The 16,528-nt window shown below is 44.5% G+C and carries 21 protein-coding genes; all 21 read left to right on the top strand.

Features of this window, described 5'->3' with window-relative positions; translation table 11 throughout:
* The first annotated feature begins 2 nt into the window (after positions 1-2).
* The 21 genes from ACUN2T_RS19510 (at position 3) to ACUN2T_RS19410 (ending at position 16,491) form a co-directional block, all read left to right on the top strand.
* Positions 3-851: a S49 family peptidase gene (locus ACUN2T_RS19510; protein WP_445497897.1), complete on the top strand. Its 849-nt coding sequence runs from the start codon at positions 3-5 to the stop codon at positions 849-851.
* A gap of 3 nt (positions 852-854) precedes the next feature.
* Complete coding sequence (locus tag ACUN2T_RS19505) at positions 855-1,460, top strand: hypothetical protein (RefSeq protein ID WP_445494043.1); 606 nt, start codon at positions 855-857, stop codon at positions 1,458-1,460.
* Positions 1,460-1,861, top strand: coding sequence for a head decoration protein (locus tag ACUN2T_RS19500; RefSeq protein WP_445494044.1), 402 nt, complete (start codon positions 1,460-1,462; stop codon positions 1,859-1,861). The genes ACUN2T_RS19505 and ACUN2T_RS19500 overlap by 1 nt, the downstream gene beginning before the upstream one ends.
* Positions 1,862-1,968: 107 nt before the next feature.
* Positions 1,969-3,027, top strand: a complete 1,059-nt coding sequence (locus tag ACUN2T_RS19495) for a major capsid protein (protein WP_445494045.1) — start codon at positions 1,969-1,971, stop codon at positions 3,025-3,027.
* A gap of 1 nt (position 3,028) precedes the next feature.
* Positions 3,029-3,397: a hypothetical protein gene (locus ACUN2T_RS19490; protein WP_445494046.1), complete on the top strand. Its 369-nt coding sequence runs from the start codon at positions 3,029-3,031 to the stop codon at positions 3,395-3,397.
* A gap of 5 nt (positions 3,398-3,402) precedes the next feature.
* Entirely contained in the window at positions 3,403-3,747 is a 345-nt protein-coding gene (locus ACUN2T_RS19485; protein ID WP_445494047.1) for a head-tail joining protein, read from the top strand.
* Entirely contained in the window at positions 3,744-4,289 is a 546-nt protein-coding gene (locus ACUN2T_RS19480; RefSeq protein ID WP_445494048.1) for an ATP-binding protein, read from the top strand. The genes ACUN2T_RS19485 and ACUN2T_RS19480 overlap by 4 nt, the downstream gene beginning before the upstream one ends.
* Positions 4,290-4,305: 16 nt before the next feature.
* Positions 4,306-4,485: a DUF2635 domain-containing protein gene (locus ACUN2T_RS19475; RefSeq protein WP_445494049.1), complete on the top strand. Its 180-nt coding sequence runs from the start codon at positions 4,306-4,308 to the stop codon at positions 4,483-4,485.
* Complete coding sequence (locus ACUN2T_RS19470; protein ID WP_445494050.1) at positions 4,485-5,984, top strand: phage tail sheath subtilisin-like domain-containing protein; 1,500 nt, start codon at positions 4,485-4,487, stop codon at positions 5,982-5,984. Before ACUN2T_RS19475 ends, ACUN2T_RS19470 begins: the two co-directional genes overlap by 1 nt.
* A gap of 9 nt (positions 5,985-5,993) precedes the next feature.
* On the top strand, positions 5,994-6,362 hold the full coding sequence (locus ACUN2T_RS19465; RefSeq protein ID WP_445494051.1) for a phage tail tube protein: 369 nt from the start codon (positions 5,994-5,996) through the stop codon (positions 6,360-6,362).
* A gap of 14 nt (positions 6,363-6,376) precedes the next feature.
* Positions 6,377-6,670 carry a phage tail assembly protein gene (locus tag ACUN2T_RS19460; RefSeq protein WP_052739458.1) on the top strand — a complete coding sequence of 98 codons (294 nt, stop codon included), beginning with the start codon at positions 6,377-6,379 and terminating at the stop codon, positions 6,668-6,670.
* Between the two features lie 114 nt (positions 6,671-6,784).
* Complete coding sequence (locus tag ACUN2T_RS19455) at positions 6,785-8,692, top strand: hypothetical protein (RefSeq protein WP_445494609.1); 1,908 nt, start codon at positions 6,785-6,787, stop codon at positions 8,690-8,692.
* Between the two features lie 103 nt (positions 8,693-8,795).
* The gene (locus tag ACUN2T_RS19450; protein ID WP_445494054.1) at positions 8,796-9,947 is read left to right on the top strand and encodes a hypothetical protein; all 1,152 of its coding nucleotides are present in this window, start codon (positions 8,796-8,798) and stop codon (positions 9,945-9,947) included.
* Between the two features lie 229 nt (positions 9,948-10,176).
* The gene (locus tag ACUN2T_RS19445) at positions 10,177-10,383 is read left to right on the top strand and encodes a hypothetical protein (RefSeq protein ID WP_445494055.1); all 207 of its coding nucleotides are present in this window, start codon (positions 10,177-10,179) and stop codon (positions 10,381-10,383) included.
* Positions 10,383-11,177: a hypothetical protein gene (locus ACUN2T_RS19440; RefSeq protein ID WP_445494056.1), complete on the top strand. Its 795-nt coding sequence runs from the start codon at positions 10,383-10,385 to the stop codon at positions 11,175-11,177. Before ACUN2T_RS19445 ends, ACUN2T_RS19440 begins: the two co-directional genes overlap by 1 nt.
* Positions 11,178-11,265: 88 nt before the next feature.
* Entirely contained in the window at positions 11,266-12,666 is a 1,401-nt protein-coding gene (locus ACUN2T_RS19435; RefSeq protein WP_445494057.1) for a DNA circularization protein, read from the top strand.
* Positions 12,663-13,739 (top strand): phage baseplate assembly protein, encoded by a 1,077-nt coding sequence (locus ACUN2T_RS19430; protein ID WP_445494058.1) that lies wholly within the window; start codon positions 12,663-12,665, stop codon positions 13,737-13,739. Before ACUN2T_RS19435 ends, ACUN2T_RS19430 begins: the two co-directional genes overlap by 4 nt.
* Positions 13,739-14,326 carry a phage baseplate assembly protein domain-containing protein gene (locus tag ACUN2T_RS19425; RefSeq protein WP_445497898.1) on the top strand — a complete coding sequence of 196 codons (588 nt, stop codon included), beginning with the start codon at positions 13,739-13,741 and terminating at the stop codon, positions 14,324-14,326. Before ACUN2T_RS19430 ends, ACUN2T_RS19425 begins: the two co-directional genes overlap by 1 nt.
* The gene (locus tag ACUN2T_RS19420) at positions 14,323-14,769 is read left to right on the top strand and encodes a phage GP46 family protein (protein WP_445494059.1); all 447 of its coding nucleotides are present in this window, start codon (positions 14,323-14,325) and stop codon (positions 14,767-14,769) included. The genes ACUN2T_RS19425 and ACUN2T_RS19420 overlap by 4 nt, the downstream gene beginning before the upstream one ends.
* Positions 14,759-15,898 carry a baseplate J/gp47 family protein gene (locus tag ACUN2T_RS19415; RefSeq protein WP_445494060.1) on the top strand — a complete coding sequence of 380 codons (1,140 nt, stop codon included), beginning with the start codon at positions 14,759-14,761 and terminating at the stop codon, positions 15,896-15,898. Before ACUN2T_RS19420 ends, ACUN2T_RS19415 begins: the two co-directional genes overlap by 11 nt.
* A complete protein-coding gene (locus tag ACUN2T_RS19410; RefSeq protein WP_445494061.1) occupies positions 15,895-16,491 on the top strand; it encodes a YmfQ family protein in 597 nt (198 codons plus the stop codon). The genes ACUN2T_RS19415 and ACUN2T_RS19410 overlap by 4 nt, the downstream gene beginning before the upstream one ends.
* Positions 16,492-16,528 lie beyond the last annotated feature (37 nt).

Below are 16,528 nucleotides of genomic sequence, written 5' to 3'. Positions count from 1 at the left end.
TGATTAATTTACCCCATTTAGCACAACGGCTATTTAACACTCCGCTGGCGCTGCATCCGCGCAAGGCCGAAATTGTAATGGCCGCACTAACTGATCGGTTCGGTATGACACGGATTAACGCCATGTCGGATTGGGACGATGACGGTAGTTTTTCACGCCCTAAAAACGATGCCGGTTATGACGTTGTGGAAGGGATTGCGGTAATACCAATACAGGGAACATTAGTCCAAAAACTGGGTTCTTTACGTCCTTATAGCGGCATGACCGGGTATGACGGTATCAGGCAATCCTTTTTGACCGCACTGTATGATCCCGAAGTAACTGGTATCTGTTTAGATATCGATTCGCCGGGTGGCGAAGTCGCAGGATGTTTTGACTTAGTGGACGAGATTTATGCCGCTCGTGGAACAAAGCCCATTCATGCCATTTTGACAGAAAGTGCTTACTCCGCTGCTTATGCGTTAGCCAGTGCCGCCGATAAAATCTGTGTTCCCCGGACTGGAGGAGTCGGTTCAGTCGGCGTAATCGTTATTCACTGTGACTGGTCACAGCGTATTAAAGAGGATGGTCTGCAAGTGACAATCATCACTTACGGGGACCGTAAAGCTGAAAGCAATCCGTATGTGCCGTTAACCGATGAGGCCCGCACCGCGATTCAAGATGATGTAGACGCGATGGGAAAACTGTTTGTGAGTACTGTTGCCCGCAACCGTGGCATTTCTGAAAAAACTATTCGCGATACTCAGGCAGCCTGTTTTTTAGCCGCCGAGGGTGTCAAGTTAGGTCTTGCAGACGAGGTTATCACTCCCGATGCTGCATTCCGAAAATTACTTAGAGAATCAGGAGTTTAACACATGTCTAAGTTGAGTTTCGCCCATTTGCTGGGCATTAAAAAATCAGCGTCAGAAGATGATGATGACAAAGAAAAAAGTAAAAAAGCGAAATCCCGCCGTGCCGAAGAAGAGGACCGCGACGAAGAAGACGCCGAAGATGATGAGGACGATACCAGCGCCGATGAGGATGATAAAGACGATCCTGACGCTGATGATGACCAAGATGATAAGGATAAATCGTCTAAAAAAGGGAAAAAGGCCAAGTCTCGCCGTGCTGATGATGACGATGATGATGCGGACGCCGAAGAGAATGACGATAAAGAAGAAGGTCGCAGAGCCGAACGTAAGCGTTGTGCTGCAATCTTTGGCAGTAAACACGCTGCGGGCAGACCGGACATGGCCGCGCATTTAGCGTTCAATACTAACATGTCAGCACGTGAAGCTATCAGCACCTTAGCATTAACGGGATCAGCACCTGTTTCACGCCGAAACTCGTTGGATGAGCGCATGCAACAGGCGCAACAAGTCAGGTTAGGGCCTGATGCCCGACAGCCCGCTAGCGGCTCTGTTGAAGCACTGGTTGCTAATGCGACTCGTCTCTACAACTCAGCAAAAGGTAAAAAATAATGGAACAAATCGGACAAAACCCATTCGCACCGGGAATGACATCAACAATGTTTGTTCCCGATCAGCTAGTCTCCGGCCCTTTGCAGCTAGTGACTGACACAGTAACTATTGCAAAAGTAGGGTTGTTGAAGCGTGGAACAGTTTTAGGGCTTATCACTGAATTAAAAGAGTATGCTTTAAGCGTTAAAACATCGACAGACGGCAGAGAGAAACCCATTGCCATTCTCGCTGATGATGTTGATACAACAACAGAATCAAAGACTTGTGGTGTTTATCTGCTTGGTGAATTCAACCAACACAGACTCATTTTTGATGCAAGCTGGACACTTGAAGATCTGAAAACTGCATTACGCCCCTCAGCGATTTTCATACGCGATAGTATTCAGGCTCCGATAGCCTAATCTCTTACCCCATTATTGCATTCGATGCCATCACTTGGCAGGGATGCGTGCGTTTTAAATTCAGTCTGGTGGCCCCGGCTGCCAGCTATTGCATATAGAGAAATTGCATGAGTAATAATATTAGCATTTACGATACCAACGTATTAGTGCAAGTCGTCCCGAATCTAATGACCAGTCAAAATTTTCTATTAGATCGATTTTTCCCCAATGTAATAACAGAGGATACAGAGAAGGTATCAATTGATGTAGATGTGGGTAAACGCCGGATGGCACCGTTTGTTTCTCCGCTCGTGGAAGGAAAAGTAGTAGAAAGCCGTCAATACCAGACCAACACTTTTAAACCCGCATATATAAAAGATAAGAGGGCACCTGATTTTCGTAAGCCTATTCGTCGTCAAATTGGGGAACGTATTGGGGGCGAGTACACCGCTGCTGAACGTGAAATGCTGAATCTGCAATTCGAGATGTCCGATCAAATCGACATCTTGAACCGTCGCCTGGAGTGGATGGCTGCTAACGCTTTGGTTAAATCACAAATCACGGTTGTCGGTGAAGGTTTCCCGGCAACAGTGATCGATTTTGGACGTTCATCTAACCTGACGATTACCTTAAGCGGTTCGGATAAGTGGCCGTTGAAGGTTGCAGCAGGAGCAACAAACACGCAGCCGTCTGATGATATTGAATCATGGCAGACATTAATTCTGAAAGAATCGGGTTCGGTACCAACGGATTTAGTCTTTACACCTTCTTCATGGAAAGCATTCCGTCTGGATACGTCTATCAAGGATACCGCGATAACTTTCCCATCGTTGAACCCATTCGGCAACCAAGTGAATATCGGTCCAACAGTTCAAAAAGGCGGGGTATTTAAAGGAATTTGGGGCAACTTCAATCTCTGGTTGTATAACGACTGGTTTATTGATCCTGTTGATAACATCGAAAAACCGATGTTGCCAGATGGTGCGGTTATTATGAGCGGGCCCGATTTGATGGGAACACGTGCGTTTGGTGCGATTCTTGACCCCACTTTCAACTACGGACCTTTGGCTTATGCGCCAAAAAGCTGGTTAAACCCCGATCCGGCACAACGTTATCTCTTGATGCAATCCGCGCCGTTGGTCATTCCAAGCCGGGTTAATGCTGCTTTGTGTGCGACGGTGGTGTGATATGGCAAAAAATAAACAACAAGAAACCGAATTGGGCGGCTTGCCGCCTGAATTAATGGTTGACGGCCAAGAGCTGCCGGTTTCTCAGATTGAAGCGGTGAAAGAAGATCCCACCGTTCCCAACACCGACGAGCACGAAAACCTTATCGATGATCAGGCAATTGTTGTTGTGCTGAAAGGTCAGACAGTTAAACACAATGGCAAAGAATACAAAGAGTTCGTGCAACTCACTCTAAGCCCGGAAGATGCCGTTCGCTTGATTGAACTGGAGGTTGTTGCTGACGTTAACAAGCTGCGACAACAGGCCCTTATTCAAAATGGCCCGACTGTTACGGTCAATGACGGCGTTAAAATCAGTCATGAGGCTTGATTGTCATGGGAATCAATTGGGACCAGCATTTACTTGAACCGCTACACAACGTGTTTGGTGACAGGGTTGAATACCGTCCGTCTGGTGGAAATCCCTACTTTATAAACGGTATTTTTGACCGGGCGTATACTCAAACAGTCGAATCACTGGATGACACTAGCACTATCAATACAACTTCTCCCGTGCTTGGGGTGCGGGATGCTGAGTTTCAGGCACCGCCAAAAAAAGGGGATCGGGTATTTGTTGGCATAGTTGGCGGCGTTCCAGTCAATACTTTGTTTGCCGTGGCAGATGTTCAGCCGGACAGCCACGGCGGGACAAAATTAATACTGAATAGGGTGAAATCATGAACGCGGCAGGTATCAGGGCGCTAGTCATTGACGCGCTCAAACATAAGACTGACGCAGAAGCGCGAGTTTACTCCCCGCGAGACTGGTCAACAACGGAAGATATGTACCCGGTCATTTTGGTACAGACGCCAATCGATGTTAAAAATTCACTGGGACGTAACGCACCCCAGTTTAATACGGTTACGACGGTACGTATTACCGGCCGGTTACAGGAACTTGATAGTGAGGCGGAAGACGATGGCGCAGCCAAAGCCGAAGAATCTCTCGAACGGTTACGCGAACAGATAGAGCGAGCCGTTATCAACAGTTATGAACTCACTCGTCAAACGCAACAATATCAACAGATACGTTCAACAATCGATGTGGATGCGTCTGGGGAAGGCCATACAGCGCAATTGTTTATGGAATTAGACATCGAATATTATCAGGGCCCGGAAGATTTCTACGAAATTGAAGCGGCCGAACTGGACGAAATCGACGTCACAATCGCTATGCCTGACGGCACCCCCGAACCTCATTTTCGAGTTAATTTTCCAAATTAATTCTCAGGAGTAACCCATGTTTGTAAAACCCGTTGCCGGGAGGCGTGTACGCGATCCCGTAAAGGGCACATTTTTGCCCGAAGGTTGTACAGAAGTACAAGACAGCCTGTTTTGGCATCGTCGCGTAAGAGATGGTGACGTTGAAATATGTCAGCCCGAAAAAGCAGTTAAGAGGGCAATTAAGGAGAATGAATAATGGCCATTCCTTTTTCACGTGTGCCCAACAATATTCGGGCACCGTTGTTTTATGTTGAGTTCGATAATTCGATGGCGAACAGCGCAATTGCGACACAGCGCACACTGATCATTGGGCAGATGCTGAGTACATCGACAGCAAAACCGGATATCCCGGAGCGTATTTCTTCTGCGGCGCAAGTCGCTAATTTATTCGGTAACGGCTCAATGCTTCATGCCATGACTGAAGCCTATTTCGCGAATGATCAGGCGGCTGAAATCTGGGTTCTTCCCTTAAGTGATGCCGATCACATGGTCGCGGCTAAAGGCAGTGTAAAAGTATCCAGCCCAGCGACGGATACCGGGGTTATTTCGCTGTATATCGGCGGTCAGCGTGTACAGGTCACTGTAGTCGCAACGGATAAAGCCGAGCAAGTCGCGACTGCATTGTCAGACGCAATTAACAAAAAAGTGACTTTGCCGGTCACAGCGATAGTCGCGTTCGATTCGGCTGATACGGTGACTTTAACCGCCAAAAACAAAGGTTCGGCGGGTAACAGCATCGATTTACGGCTCAATTATCGGGGTCAATCGGGCGGTGAGTTTACCCCCGCAGGCATGGAACTGAAAATCACTCAGATGGCAGGCGGCGCAGGAGCGCCAGATCTCAAAAATGCTTTGGGTAATCTCAAGGACCGCTCATTCGATTTTATTGCGAATCCGTACACTGATACCGCGTCATTAGATGATGTGAAAGCGTTTTTGTCTGATACAACTGGTCGCTGGTCGTGGGAACAGCAACTTTATGGCCATTCTTATGGCGCCATAAATCGAGCATACGGGGAACTGGCTAATTTCGGCGAACAAAGAAATTATCAGCATGAAACATTATTGGGAGTCACTAAGTCCCCGACGCCTAACTACATCTGGGCCGCTGCTTTGACGGGTGCAATCGCCCCAAGTTTACGTAACGACCCCGGCAGGCCGGTGCAGACATTACCGATTAATGGTGTGCTGGCTCCGGGATCAGAGGACCAGCTTGACTTAATCGAACGTAACAATCTTCTACATAGCGGGATTTCAACGTTTACTGTGGCTGATGACGGCACAATTCAGGTTGAAAATATCATCACGACGTATCAGAAAAATAGCTTCGGTGATAACGATGACAGCTATCTTGAAGTGGAAACCTTGTACTTGCTGATGTACGTCACGCGCTATATCCGCACACAGATAACGAGCAAATTTGCACGGATGAAGCTGGTGAAAGACGCCAGCCGCTATGCACCCGGCTCGGCAATTGTGACCCCGAATGTCATCCGTGCGGAGCTTATCGCGCAATATCGTACTTTGGAATACAACGGCTATGTACAGGATTCGAAAAGCTTCGCGAACGGGCTGATTGTCGATATCAATCCGCAGAATCCGAACCGCATAGATGTTCTGTGGACAGGTACATTGATAAATCAGTTGCGGGTTTTTGCACTGCTCAATCAATTCCGCTTACAACCGGCCGCTTAAGAGGTAAACATGGGTAATACATCAAACAGGCTGGCGGGTACCGCTTATGTCACAGTTGACGGGATATCGATCATGGTTGCGGGAGACTTCACATGGAGCCCCTCAAAAGTCACCCGCGAAACCCTTACCGGGATGGACTACGTACATGGCTACAAAGAGAAGCCACAAGCGGGTTTTATCTCATGCAAAGTCCGTGACAGTGGCGGCACAACGGTGTCGGATTTCAATGATCAGACCAATGTCACTATCGTTGCCGAACTCGCGAACGGCAAAACGATTATTGGTGAAGGGATGTGGACCGTTAACACACAAGAAGTCGCAAGCGAAGATGCGACATTTGAAGTGCGCTGGGAAGGCACTTCGGTTACTGAAAATTAATTTGGAGAATCAGCATGTTAGAAACCACTAAAACTATCGTATTAAATACCCCGATTGAAAGCAATGACGGCAAAGTCCGCTACGAGCAGATTGATTTGAAAGAGCCGGTACTGATTCAGGTTGAGCAGTTTTATGAAGCGCAGAACAAATCCAATCATTCAATTGCTGCTATGCGTCTATTGCTCTCTTTAGTATCGGGTATCCCGGAATCAGTATTGAAAAAAATGGCTATCAGTGATTTTCACCAATGCCAGGAGTTCCTTTTAGGTTTTTTGGACTCGAAGCGCTCGATAGCTGGCAGCAATTAGCCGCTGACATCACATTCCACTATCGTTGGGGGCCGCGCGATGCGTGGCTCTTAACCCGATCACGGCTTGAATGGTGGGTTGAGCAAGCTAACCGGATAAGTAAGGAGCGAACCAATGGCTAACGCCTTTGATTTTGAAATTAATGCTGACGAGAACGCCACGAAAGTTATCGATGAAATTAATGCAAAGTTGAATAGTCTCAATCCCAACTTGGCAAAGACTAAAGAGGGCCTGAAATTTGGGGGATCTGAATCAACAGATGGGGTGGATGTACTTGGTACAAAGTTACGTGATATGTCACGTTATGCAAAAGATAACGTTCAGCATATCGGTGATATGGTACCCCCGCTTAAGAATTTTGGCGAGCTTGCAACTAAATATATGGGGATAGGGGCTAAAGTTGGCGGTGTAGGGATGGCTGCGTATGGCATATCGAAAGGCTTTCAGTTAATGAACGATATGGGAAAAGAAGCCTATGATTTTGATGTCGCAGCTAAAAACTCAGCAATGAATGTTCCTGATTTCACTCGAATAGCCGGGGCGATGGTGCAAATTGGTATTAGTGCTGATGATGCTAAAAAATCAGTAGAAAGCTTCTACGGGATTTTAAACCACCCATTACAAGGAAGACGGGACGAAGCCAGAGCGCAATTAACCGGCATGGGGGTTCCCCTCTATGAGAATGAGCATGGAACGATCGATGTATACAAGACCTTTCCAGAAGTCGTCAGGGCTATGCAGAAATATCCGTCCGATGTTCAAAATACCATTGCTGAAAAAATTGGCCTGGATGAACACGGGTTGGCTTTGGCACGTAAAGGACCAGAAATATATCAAGAACTATTAAATAAGTCAGATCGATATGGGTTAACTAGGTCACAAGCTGATAATGATAAAATAAACCAATATAATGATAAAAAGAATGATTTGGATGCTCGTCTTGAGGGAATAGCGAATCAAGCTGAAATTGCGTTTGCTAATTTCGCATTAGGAGATGGTTATGATTATATGAAGGAACAGGCAGAAAAGCGGGAAGCCTATTCCGACACTCTTTTTAGCGGTTACAAAAAAGGCGATTTACGTGATAGGGCATTAAACGATATCAAATTCATGAAAAGTCTTTCATTTGGAGAAAGATATTCTTTACAGTGGGGTGAACCTGATAAAGATTTAGAGAAAAAGATTGATGATAGATTTGGTGTGGCATGGGAAAAAGAAAAGCGTAAACATGATGCTGATAAAATAAAAGATGGCATTCCTAAACCCCAAAAAATCCCAGAACCGGCGAAAATAGAACCCCCCAAGTATCCAGATCCTTACGGAAAACCAGTAAAAGATTCATTTGGTTTGAGAATTAAAAATCCGGGAAATGTGCGTGACGCTCCAAATGGTATTGGATACGTACAAGGAAAAAATGGAACATTTGTTAAGTTCGGCAATAGTCACGATGGACTCTCTGCATTAGCTCGTCAGTTAATGCTGAACGGTGACAGAGGAAAGAATACTGTTAATCGCACAATCAGTACTCATGCACCACCCGGAGGTATAGATAGAAATAATACTCAGGCATATATTAATTTCGTATCAAAAGAGACGGGCTTTCTTCCCAATCAACAGTTAGATATGCATGATCCGAAAGTGCTTGAAAATCTGATGGTAGCTATGATTAAACAGGAAAATCACGGACAACAGCCATTCAGCCAAAAAGAGATTACAGACGCAATAACCGCTGCTATCTTTGACCCGAAGTGGCAGGGTTTGCGTGACAGATATTATCTGAATCAACAGCGCATGATTAATCAACCCGCGCTGCCTGAATCGGATAAAAGACCTGTGTCCATCTTTGCAAATCAAGCAAATAATAGCGAGCTTGCTCAGAACATGGCTGAGGCCATTCAGGCAGCCATAGGGGAAAACAAATTCCAAGTTGAAATCACACTGGTGAACAGTAAGACCGGAGAACGGCAGCAATTTAATGCAAAAACCGGAGGTAGGGTAACAACATCTATGCAGTACCCTTGAGAACATTTTATCTTCCATTCTTTAATATAATTATTATCATGTTTTGAATGGCTGTGGATGAATGACACACGGATGTGGATAACTGAATAGGTGATGGATAGATATGACTGAGATTTGGGTTGTCCTTATAGTATTCATAGTCTCGCTGGTGATTGCGCGTTCTTCGAAGCCAACATGGTGCAGAGCAACAGCTACTGTGATAGCTTCTTTAATCGGCGGGGTTGGTATTTTAGCATTAGTTATTTTTTGGGGTGGACTTCTTAGTTCTGATTCCAGTCTTGGATGTGATAATAAATCTGGCGGTATTTACGAAAACAAAGGTAAGCTTTGTTATAATGAAAACGAATTCTCGACACTAGAAAATAAAGTTAATGGTAAAGTTACATCTGTTGTTAAATTTACTGTTTTAGATAAAGGTAAAGCTATTATTCATACTAATGATGATAATGATTATATCATATTGGATGAGAATGATGGGATTGAAGTTTATCCTTATGAAGCATATGAATTAGCGAATCAACCAAATGAAGATGACTCTAATAATTCAATAGTTGCAAATAAGATTAATTGTCATGATTTTTACATGAACGATAAATATGATGGTTTTACTTTTCCATCAACAGGATCTTCTGTAGTTCGTCCCTATGATGTCAATGGTCTTGTTTGTTATCAGGGCAGGGATATAACTTCATGGGTTGCTGGAGAAGGGATGAAAGTTACAACAGCCATTATCCCAAATCCCAAAGAATCATTAGCCATAGTTACAGTTGAAGAGGAGCACCCCGAAACATTTGAGTCAAAAAGTAGCATTAGAGTAATTTATGTTACCCAAAATGGGTTGCGTGGGAAAAAAGATATTATAAGACAGAGATACACAAAAGATCCCAAGACAACATTATCTGACATGAAAATTGTAGGTTACAACTACGAAAAAGGAATTGTTTATTTTTCAGTTCCAGCTTGGGCTGTAAGTAATGCGATACATGCCTTCACAATCCCTTTTGACAATAATTACTCTAATATAAGAGAAAAGTTTATTACAGATGGTGATTTGACATTTGTAAATATGTCTAATTTATTAGGTAAGCCAGAGTATAATAAATACATAGGAAGTTTGATTGTTGAACAGAGTGCCATAAAGGAAGGTGAGGGGCGTGTTTATGGTCAGTATCTGGTATCACCAGAAGGTAAAGAGGTCTGTGAATTAAATACAGAAGTCGATACTTGGAGGGTATATCTGCCTTGCAAGGAATAACCCCACTTTGATCGCGTCACTACCGCACAGGCAGCTTAAAAGGTTACCCCAAGCCAGGGATGGCAAATCTGAAACATTTTGATACATCACAGAACAATAAGAATACAATTTTGGTTGTTAAATGCGTTGAATTAGAGGCGTAATCGAACTATTATCACAATAGCGATATCGCAATTTGATAACTGCTAAATATCTATTTACTTTAATTTCATGATGTTAGGAGAGAACTATGACTAAATTAGCAAGAGCGATGCGTTACTTTATTGCGCCTCCTGATAAAATTCTAATGCGGATCACAAAAACCTCTGCTCACGAAACCACGGCAGATGATAGGAAGATAATGGTTGATGAGAATGGAAACTTATCGTTAAATCCAAATAATAAAGAAGCTCAAGAAGCCTTTCTTGCAAACGTAAAAGTGATAAGTGGAATGTAATGTTGGGAGCCGTTCTTATTCTGGTTGTTCTGGTATGTGGTTACTTTTATACGAGTAACCATTTACCTTCTCGTTTTAAGCAAAAGGAAGCCGTTGGCTGGAATGCTTATTTTGATGTTGCACTCCACGGAAGCCTCTTTCTGCTCCAGGGGATCATTCTAGCGATTGGATTGTGGGCGGTGTTGGCATGCATAATGTTTTTGTTGAATGCTCCATTGCATCTTGGAGCAAGTTACACGCCTTTTACTTTTGCTTTTTCTATTCTCAGTTCTGATATTTGGGGCCTTAAGCTACCTCTGATTTTCATCGTAACATTGACAATTATTAGATGTATTTCATCCGCCAGAGCTGCATCTAAAGAATTGAAGGACCCTGAAAAGCGAATAAAATTGTATAAAGAAATAGCATCAACTAACTCAGTAGAGAAGATTTTATTTGAATCTCTTGAAGCGGATTTGCTGGTGTTGGTCACTTTAAAATCAAGGAAGGTTTACGTAGGGATGGTTGATGAGTCACGATTTGAGTCTTTAGATACGGATACGGTGGTACTTATTCCATTCTTAAGCGGATATAGGGATAAGGATACGCTGACTTTTCATGTTGAACATAATTATGCAATACATTACGCGGAACGCCGGATTACATTGAAGTCCGAGCCGTTGTCTGTCCATCATTACCGCCATGCTTTACCGCGAGAGCAAATAGAATCTATTTCTTTGTTTGATTTTGAAACTTATGAAGCATTCCAGCTTAAGTTGAAGAAAGCAGAAAACGCAAAGCAGAATGTTAATTAATTTATAGACCTCGCTCCAAACGGGGTTTTTCATTTCCAAGCCGCTTAACTGCGGTTTTTTTACATCTGAAATAACCATAGGTGGTGATATGCCATTGATTAAAGACGCCATTTCATCATTTTTGGGGAAAGATCAAGAATGGAAGTGGTCGGAACACCTACGCCCCGCTTCGTTCCGAGGAGTGCCATTTGCCGTCGTATCCGGTGAAAGCGTCTTCGGCAGACGTCAGGCAGTGCATGAATACCCCTACAGAGACACGGCCTGGATTGAAGACTTGGGGCGCAGTAGTCGAAAAATTACTCTTCGTGGCTTTATCATTCAAGACAGTAAAGTGTATTCCGCGCCGGATGTGATCACGCAGCGGAATAATCTGGTTGCAGCGTGTGAAGAGGGAGTTAGCGGCACGCTGATTCACCCTACTCTTGGCGAATTAACTGTCAGCGTCACCGAGTCCGGCTTGCGTGTAAATGAAAGTGCGGATAATGGCCGGATGTTTGAGTTCACGCTTACAGTAATTGAGTCTGGTCTGAAAGTCTTTGCTATTACAAATAGCACGGCGGCAGACAGCAAAGTAAATACCAATTGGCTCAGAACGGCTACAACAACAGCCGCCAAATTCATATCAATGGTAAAAGGTGAGATCCGCACTGTCACCCAGGCTGTTAAAACCATCAAGCAGACCATTAATTTTTGGGAAAGGATGGTGCAGTCATCAATCGATGAGGTGACTAATCTCAGTGATATGTTGAATTCTACCTTTGGTAGTAAGCGCTACGGGCGTTACAGTCGCGGCAAGATTGGCGGCTCTGTTTCTGGGGCAACCGGCGTTGTACTGCGAAATAATGACAGTGAAAACTATAAAAGCGTGGTTAATGAAAAAATGTCCGGGGCAGTGATGGGGCGAGAAGCCATATCAAAAGCCCTCTCACAACTCGATAACGCTAATTCGATTGAAGGGTTGGCGGGTGGCGTGCAGTTAGTTATCAATGCAATTATTAATACAACAGGCAGTACAACAGAGAAAGTGCGGGTATTTGAAAAGCTTGCCAGCTTTAAAAATACACAATACCAGCAGAGCAATGTAGATAAGAATGTCGCAGAAGCCACGACATTGTTGATCATCGTTCTATCGTCTGGAGCAATGGCAAAAACAGCAAGCGAACTCATTCCCGCCAATCGTGATGAAGCAACAACAATTCAGCGGCGTGTTTGTGAGTCTATCGACCACGCTATTATTAAAGCGGGTGATCTGGCGGCTGATGACGTTTTCCGGGATCTTGTTCAGCTACGTTATGAATTTATTGAAAGTTTCTCGCTGAAAAATGCCAGGGGGAGATTAACACAGTTTAATTTACCCTCTGTGTTACCAGTCTTGAATATTGCTAACCGAATTTATCAAGATGCTGAGCGTAGTGATGAGCTTGTACAAGCTGTCTCCCCCATTCACCCGGCATTTATGCCAGTAAAATTCAAGGCGCTGAAACAATGAAGAGTGATGAGTTGTCATTAGTGATCGGTGGCCGAAGGATATTTGGGTGGGACAGTGTGAGAGTGACAAGAGGTATTGAACGATTACCTTCTGATTTTGATTTGATGCTCATGGACTACTACCCCGGTAATGATGAGAAGCAACTTGTAGAGCCGGGTGAAAAGTGTGAAGTGTTTTTGGGTGATGATCGGGTAGTTACGGGCTATATAGATAGCTGGAACCCGTCTATTTCAAAAAATAAGCACGAAATAAAAGTGTCTGGTAGGGGGAAATGTCAGGACTTAGTAGACTGTTCAGCAAAGTGGCCCAACAACGTTATTAGTCAAGCTACTCCGCTACAGATTGCGCAAAAATTAGCTCAATGGTACGACATTCAGGTCACATCTGATGTAGAAGATATGCCGATTGTCCCTCAATTCACATTGAATTGGGGCGAGTCATCACAAGAAGTGATTGATCGTGTTACCCGCTTTGCCGCACTTCTTTACTACGATTTGCCAGACGGCAATTTAATCATGACAAGGGTAGGCACAGAGCTAGCAGCAAGTGGGGTTGAGCAAGGGAAGAACGTCGAAACGTCAGATTACAATAGCTCAATGAATGAACGGTTTTCTGAATATACTGGCCTTTCATTTGCTATTAGCGGATTGAACGAAACAAGTAATGACAGTGGTTATGATGTCGTCACGTTAGCAACAGCTAGTGATCCAGAAGCAAAAAAGATGCGCTATCGGAACTATGTCACCATCATAGAAAGCACGCTCATATCAGCAAAGCGCTCGCAAGAGTCTATCGACTGGGAAATGAACCGCAGGTATGGGCGTTCAAAAGTACTGAAAGTGACAGTCGATTCGTGGAGAGACAGCAGCGGTAAGCTGTGGCAACCCAACACGTTGATCCCTATTCACATGCCTATTTTCGGTTTGGAAAACGAGCAATGGTTATTGTCAGAAGTCACTTATACACGGAACGGCGACAACGGTACACAAGCGCAATTAGTTTTAATGCCACCAGCCGCTTTTGCCGTACAACCCTACGAATTTTACGCAATTTTGAGAGAGACTATCAGATGATGAATGATGCAATCAGAAAGTTATCTCGCAGGGTTGAGATGATGTTGGGACTTGGCAAAATTGAGACTTCACGTGATAGCGGAAATATTCAAGTTGTTCAGTACCAGACACCAATTGAGGTTCGGGACAACACTGCGAGAATGGCTGAATTTGGCTTCTCGTCTGCATTGCCGCCCGGAACTGATGTCGTAATTGGTTATCTTGGCGGGGATCGTTCAAGTGCTGTAGTAATTGCAAGCAACAATAAAAAATATCGGCATAAGAATTTAAATTCTGGTGAAACCGTACTCTATAACCAGTGGGGATTGCATATCTTGCTGACTGAATCCGGGATCACTATTGAAGCAAAAGGACAGCCGGTAACAGTAAATAACGCCACTCAGGTAACAATCAACGCTAGTGAATCAGTGCTCTGTAATACCCCTCTTTTGAAAGTGACTGGTGATATTGTTGATAACTGCAATAGTAACTCTTCAACAATGAAACAGTTGCGTGATTCCTATAATAATCATACACATAAAGTGTCCGGTGTGGAATCTGGTGGCTCAACAGTAACAAGTCAGCAAACCGGGGCGCCAGTGAAATGAGTGATATTACCTCTTATTGGGATGTGAATAAGATTCATGCTGACTGGCTGGTGGGAAACGGGGATTTAGTCACTGGAGACGACTTGCAAACGGCTATGATAGTTAGTCTATTTACAGATAGACAGGCACGCAGTGATGATGAAATTGACGGAGCGGATCGCCGCGGCTGGTGGGGTGATGTCGGCTCTGAATATCAGATTGGTTCGCGATTGTGGTTGATACGTCGCCAAAAACTCACTACCGCCGTAGCGCTTAAGGCGGAAGATTACGCACGTGAAGCGTTGCAATGGATGCTAGACGATGGCGTTGTCGCTTCTGTAAATATCAACACTCAAATCGTTTATCCAAGCCGCTTAAACATGATTATTCGCTATCAGCGCCCCGGAAGAGAAAGCGAAGACCTGAGATTTTTCTGGGTATGGGAAAAAAATAATGCCATTTAAACGACAAACACTATCTGAATTACGCGAGCAGAACCGCAGCTTTTTACAATCTGAGTTAAATGATGTTGGTACATTGCTGAGATATTCAAATATGGGCGTTCTTGCCGACATGGACGCGGGGATGGCTCATCTTCATTACGGCTATCTTGACTATATCGCACTGCAAACCACCCCGTTCACTGCAACTGATGAACATCTGGCAGGTTGGGGAGCAATGAAAAAGGTCTTTCGCAAACCTGCAAATGCGGCAATTTGTAACGATTACCAGTTTACCGGTGCCGAAGGTACGATGATCCCGGCAGGGACCATACTAAATCGCGGCGACGGCTATCAATACAAAACGCTTTATGACGTTCGTATAGCACAAGATGGCACAGCTAATGCATTAATAACCGCAATTCTGCCTGATATCTCTGATGATGTTACCGGTGGCGGAAGTGCAGGTAATGCTGACGCGGGGACAGTGTTAACACTCGATCAGAGTATTGCTGGTGTTGATGTTCAGGGAAAAGCTGTAACGCCCATACTTGGCGGGGCAGATATTGAAAATGAAGAGGATTTTCGTTCCCGGATTCTGCTTGCTTATCAGGGACTTTTGTCCGGTGGTTCAGATGATGATTACAAGCTGTGGGCCTTGTCCGTGCCGGGTGTTACTCGTGTGTGGATTCGCCGGCGAGCGATGGGTGCTGGTACCGTTGGTATCTATATCATGTGCGATAACAACGGAAAAGGTGGTTTCCCAACCGGTACTGATGGATTTTCTAAGTTGGAAAATTACGGTACGTCAGCAACGGGAGATCAAGCAAGAGTTGCCGATCACATCTACCCTTTGCAGCCGGTTACTGCATTGATCTGGGTTTGTTCCCCAATTCAGCGGAAAATTGACATTATAATCAATGGTATATCGTATGTTAGTCGTGATGTGACGAATGCGATTGCAGACGCTATTGATAATGTATTTTTTGAAAGCGGAAATCCTGATGGAACCGGGAAAGTTCTTATTTCAGAGTTGCAATATGCTATTGCTGATGTGCCGGGAACGGCGGGATTTGTGATAACAAACCCGACAAGCAATATTAAGTTAGGGATCGGGGAGCTACCGCTAAGAGGGGAGGTTATCTATACATGAGTCGATATAGTGTAGAAAACTATACATTAGCGTTAAACGGGCTATTGCCTTCTGGCTTAGCGTGGACTCGTCAGCCCTCATCTGTTATGAATGCAGTAACAAGAGCGATTGCGCATTCATATTACCGAAGTGATCGAGACGCATGGGGATTGATTGAAGGGGCTTTTCCGGCGACTGCCACTATCATGTTACCGGAGTGGGAAAAATCACTAGGTTTGCCGGATGATTGCGGGATTGGTGAAGTCGATACTATTCCGCTCAGGCAGAAAACCGTGGTCTCGCGATTATTAAGAGATGGTGGGCAGTCAAAAGAGTTTTTTATTAATCTGGCCGCAGCAATGGGTTATACCATTACGATCACTGAGTACAGACAAGCGCGGGCGGGCCAGTCAGTTTGCGGGGAGACTTTGAATGGTGAAGACTGGCCGTTTACATGGCGTATCAATGCGCCCAAAACTACTATTTTCTATGCCGTAGCTGGTGGGAGTTATTGCGGTGATCCGTTACGTTCGTGGGGTAATAAACGGTTAGAGTGTCAATTTAATCACCTTTGTCCATCTCACACAATTCTGCAATTCGGTTACAGCAACTAAATAATCCTTTATTTATTATTTTCTAATCACCTTATGA

The organism is Photorhabdus machadonis (assembly GCF_052657765.1).
Note: the sequence above shows the minus strand (reverse complement) of the source record. Positions and strands in the feature narration are given on the sequence as shown.

What these genes read in the sequence shown, in the direction of transcription:
- ACUN2T_RS19460 (WP_052739458.1), top strand. Translation starts at nt 6,377, where the DNA reads ATGTTAGAAACCACTAAAACTATCGTATTAAATACCCCGATTGAAAGC.
- ACUN2T_RS19495 (WP_445494045.1), top strand. Translation starts at nt 1,969, where the DNA reads ATGAGTAATAATATTAGCATTTACGATACCAACGTATTAGTGCAAGTC.
- ACUN2T_RS19485 (WP_445494047.1), top strand. Translation starts at nt 3,403, where the DNA reads ATGGGAATCAATTGGGACCAGCATTTACTTGAACCGCTACACAACGTG.
- ACUN2T_RS19440 (WP_445494056.1), top strand. Translation starts at nt 10,383, where the DNA reads ATGTTGGGAGCCGTTCTTATTCTGGTTGTTCTGGTATGTGGTTACTTT.
- ACUN2T_RS19505 (WP_445494043.1), top strand. Translation starts at nt 855, where the DNA reads ATGTCTAAGTTGAGTTTCGCCCATTTGCTGGGCATTAAAAAATCAGCG.
- ACUN2T_RS19470 (WP_445494050.1), top strand. Translation starts at nt 4,485, where the DNA reads ATGGCCATTCCTTTTTCACGTGTGCCCAACAATATTCGGGCACCGTTG.
- ACUN2T_RS19415 (WP_445494060.1), top strand. Translation starts at nt 14,759, where the DNA reads ATGCCATTTAAACGACAAACACTATCTGAATTACGCGAGCAGAACCGC.
- ACUN2T_RS19450 (WP_445494054.1), top strand. Translation starts at nt 8,796, where the DNA reads ATGACTGAGATTTGGGTTGTCCTTATAGTATTCATAGTCTCGCTGGTG.
- ACUN2T_RS19445 (WP_445494055.1), top strand. Translation starts at nt 10,177, where the DNA reads ATGACTAAATTAGCAAGAGCGATGCGTTACTTTATTGCGCCTCCTGAT.
- ACUN2T_RS19425 (WP_445497898.1), top strand. Translation starts at nt 13,739, where the DNA reads ATGAATGATGCAATCAGAAAGTTATCTCGCAGGGTTGAGATGATGTTG.
- ACUN2T_RS19475 (WP_445494049.1), top strand. Translation starts at nt 4,306, where the DNA reads ATGTTTGTAAAACCCGTTGCCGGGAGGCGTGTACGCGATCCCGTAAAG.
- ACUN2T_RS19500 (WP_445494044.1), top strand. Translation starts at nt 1,460, where the DNA reads ATGGAACAAATCGGACAAAACCCATTCGCACCGGGAATGACATCAACA.
- ACUN2T_RS19435 (WP_445494057.1), top strand. Translation starts at nt 11,266, where the DNA reads ATGCCATTGATTAAAGACGCCATTTCATCATTTTTGGGGAAAGATCAA.
- ACUN2T_RS19455 (WP_445494609.1), top strand. Translation starts at nt 6,785, where the DNA reads ATGGCTAACGCCTTTGATTTTGAAATTAATGCTGACGAGAACGCCACG.
- ACUN2T_RS19410 (WP_445494061.1), top strand. Translation starts at nt 15,895, where the DNA reads ATGAGTCGATATAGTGTAGAAAACTATACATTAGCGTTAAACGGGCTA.
- ACUN2T_RS19465 (WP_445494051.1), top strand. Translation starts at nt 5,994, where the DNA reads ATGGGTAATACATCAAACAGGCTGGCGGGTACCGCTTATGTCACAGTT.
- ACUN2T_RS19480 (WP_445494048.1), top strand. Translation starts at nt 3,744, where the DNA reads ATGAACGCGGCAGGTATCAGGGCGCTAGTCATTGACGCGCTCAAACAT.
- ACUN2T_RS19420 (WP_445494059.1), top strand. Translation starts at nt 14,323, where the DNA reads ATGAGTGATATTACCTCTTATTGGGATGTGAATAAGATTCATGCTGAC.
- ACUN2T_RS19490 (WP_445494046.1), top strand. Translation starts at nt 3,029, where the DNA reads ATGGCAAAAAATAAACAACAAGAAACCGAATTGGGCGGCTTGCCGCCT.
- ACUN2T_RS19430 (WP_445494058.1), top strand. Translation starts at nt 12,663, where the DNA reads ATGAAGAGTGATGAGTTGTCATTAGTGATCGGTGGCCGAAGGATATTT.